At 50.9% G+C, this 2,444-nt stretch carries 4 protein-coding genes; 3 read left to right on the top strand and 1 reads right to left on the bottom strand.

The window, feature by feature from the left end:
- The coding region (locus EQY_RS0115105) for an MASE1 domain-containing protein (protein ID WP_000042969.1) at positions 1-580 on the bottom strand (580 nt) is incomplete at its 3' end.
- 318 nt (positions 581-898) lie between these two features.
- Between EQY_RS0115105 and udk the strand changes: the two genes are divergently transcribed.
- The 3 genes from udk to EQY_RS0115090 all read left to right on the top strand — a co-directional run.
- Positions 899-1,540, top strand: a complete 642-nt coding sequence (udk, locus tag EQY_RS0115100) for a uridine kinase (protein WP_000132077.1) — start codon at positions 899-901, stop codon at positions 1,538-1,540.
- Positions 1,541-1,631: 91 nt separating this feature from the next.
- Positions 1,632-2,213 carry a dCTP deaminase gene (gene dcd, locus EQY_RS0115095; RefSeq protein ID WP_001234767.1) on the top strand — a complete coding sequence of 194 codons (582 nt, stop codon included), beginning with the start codon at positions 1,632-1,634 and terminating at the stop codon, positions 2,211-2,213.
- A gap of 21 nt (positions 2,214-2,234) precedes the next feature.
- Positions 2,235-2,444: AsmA family protein (locus tag EQY_RS0115090; protein ID WP_367226878.1), on the top strand; the 210-nt coding region annotated here is incomplete at its 3' end.

Here is a 2,444-nt window from a genome sequence, read left to right as displayed (position 1 = left end):
TTTCAAACAACAGCCGTGGATCACGGTGACGGAGCAGGTAATGTGGCTTAAATAACAATCCTAGCGGTACTAGCGCCAGTGCGCCGATTGATTCGGAAAGTACCCAGATTAGAAATGCTCTAAGCGGATCGTCGTCTGATACCAGCAGGATAACCAGCACGCCACCCAATACTGGCGGTACGATGGCGCTGCCAAATGCGAGACGTAGCCAGTCAGCCAGATTTTGCAGTGGGTTATACCACGGCAGCAATTTCCGCAGCAGCATTGCCCCCACGACGGCCTCAACAATGTTGATTGCCGTCCACGTCATATTCAGCGAACTGGTAGAGAAGAGCAGTACGGATGCGGCGATATTCCCCAGCGAGCAGGCCAATGCGATTCCCGGCCACATCCGTCCGGCATGGCGGTAAAATGCCACCATCATAATGGACGTGGGGAACCAGAGTGGCGCAAGTTGCGTACCGAACTGTGAAAGCTCAAGCGAGAAAAGGGTAAAGATGAATGAGACTAAACCTAAACTGACGAGGTGAAGCAGGGGATGAGGCAGGGTAATTAAAACACGTTGTGATGGTTTACTCATTACCGCTCTATCCGTATGACCAGGTCGTCAGTATTAGTATCTGTGTTTATGCTAGTACAAAAGTTTTACATTTTATATGCGGATTGTTCATGAAGTGACGTGGTGGCAGATAATTTGTGCAACTTTACACAACATTTTTTACCTTGCGTTAAAACCGAACAATTAAATTTGCGTCAGGGAATTGATCGTCAACAATTAACTCTAAGTGTGCGGCAACGCTATTCGACTGGTATCAGGCGGATGAAATCCCTATAATTGCCGCGTTTGGCGCTTCGGCGCCCCCTTCCTAACATCCAGGTTAATCAGGTCGCTAAATTTATGACTGATCAGTCTCATCAGTGCGTCATTATCGGTATTGCTGGCGCATCGGCTTCCGGCAAGAGTCTCATTGCCAGTACCCTTTATCGTGAATTACGTGAACAAGTGGGTGATGAACACATCGGCGTTATTCCGGAAGATTGTTACTACAAAGATCAAAGCCATCTGTCGATGGAAGAACGCGTTAAGACCAACTATGACCATCCGAGCGCGATGGATCACAGTCTGTTGCTTGAACATTTACAAGCGTTGAAACGCGGCTCGGCTATCGACCTGCCGGTTTACAGCTACGTTGAACATACGCGTATGAAAGAAACGGTGAAGGTTGAGCCGAAGAAAGTCATTATTCTCGAAGGCATCTTGCTGCTGACGGATGCGCGTTTGCGTGACGAACTTAACTTCTCAATTTTCGTTGATACCCCACTGGACATCTGCCTGATGCGCCGCATCAAGCGCGACGTTAACGAGCGTGGGCGTTCGATGGATTCTGTAATGGCACAATATCAAAAAACGGTGCGTCCGATGTTCCTGCAATTCATTGAACCTTCCAAACAATATGCGGACATTATCGTGCCGCGCGGCGGTAAAAACCGCATCGCGATCGATATATTGAAAGCGAAAATAAGTCAGTTCTTTGAATAAGCTTGATAAATTGTGTACCGTTCAGTGATAACCTGGTATGCCCTTGACGTAATTGGCGTTAAGGGAGTTATGCGCGAAAGGAGAAAATGCCATGCGTCTGTGTGACCGAGATATTGAAGCCTGGCTTGATGAAGGCCGTTTGTCGATCAACCCACGTCCGCCGGTGGAGCGTATTAATGGCGCGACGGTAGATGTGCGCCTGGGCAATAAGTTTCGTACCTTCCGTGGTCACACGGCAGCGTTTATCGATCTGAGCGGTCCCAAAGATGAAGTGAGCGCCGCGCTCGATCGGGTGATGAGCGATGAAATCGTGCTCGACGAGGGCGAGGCGTTTTATCTCCATCCGGGAGAACTGGCGCTGGCGGTGACGCTGGAGTCGGTCACGCTGCCTGCCGATCTTGTGGGCTGGCTGGATGGGCGCTCCTCACTGGCGCGTCTGGGGTTGATGGTTCACGTTACCGCTCACCGTATCGATCCAGGCTGGTCTGGCTGCATCGTGCTTGAGTTTTACAACTCCGGTAAATTGCCGCTGGCGCTGCGTCCGGGCATGTTAATTGGCGCGTTAAGTTTTGAGCCGCTTTCCGGCCCGGCGGCGCGACCATACAACCGTCGTGAAGATGCGAAATATCGCAACCAGCAGGGCGCGGTTGCCAGCCGAATCGATAAAGACTAATTCAGGCTCATTGAGGATACCATGAGACGATTTCTGACGACCCTGATGATAATCCTGGTCGTGCTGGTGGCCGGATTATCTGCGTTAGTGTTGCTGGTGAATCCGAATGATTTCCGCGACTATATGGTCAAGCAGGTCGCTGCACGTAGCGGTTATCAATTGCAGTTGGATGGGCCGCTGCGTTGGCACGTCTGGCCGCAGCTTAGTATCCTCTCCGGGCGAATGTCCCTC

Origin of the sequence: Escherichia sp. TW14182 (assembly GCF_000208525.1) — a bacterium.
GTDB classification, from domain to species: domain Bacteria; phylum Pseudomonadota; class Gammaproteobacteria; order Enterobacterales; family Enterobacteriaceae; genus Escherichia; species Escherichia ruysiae.
Note: the sequence above shows the minus strand (reverse complement) of the source record. Positions and strands in the feature narration are given on the sequence as shown.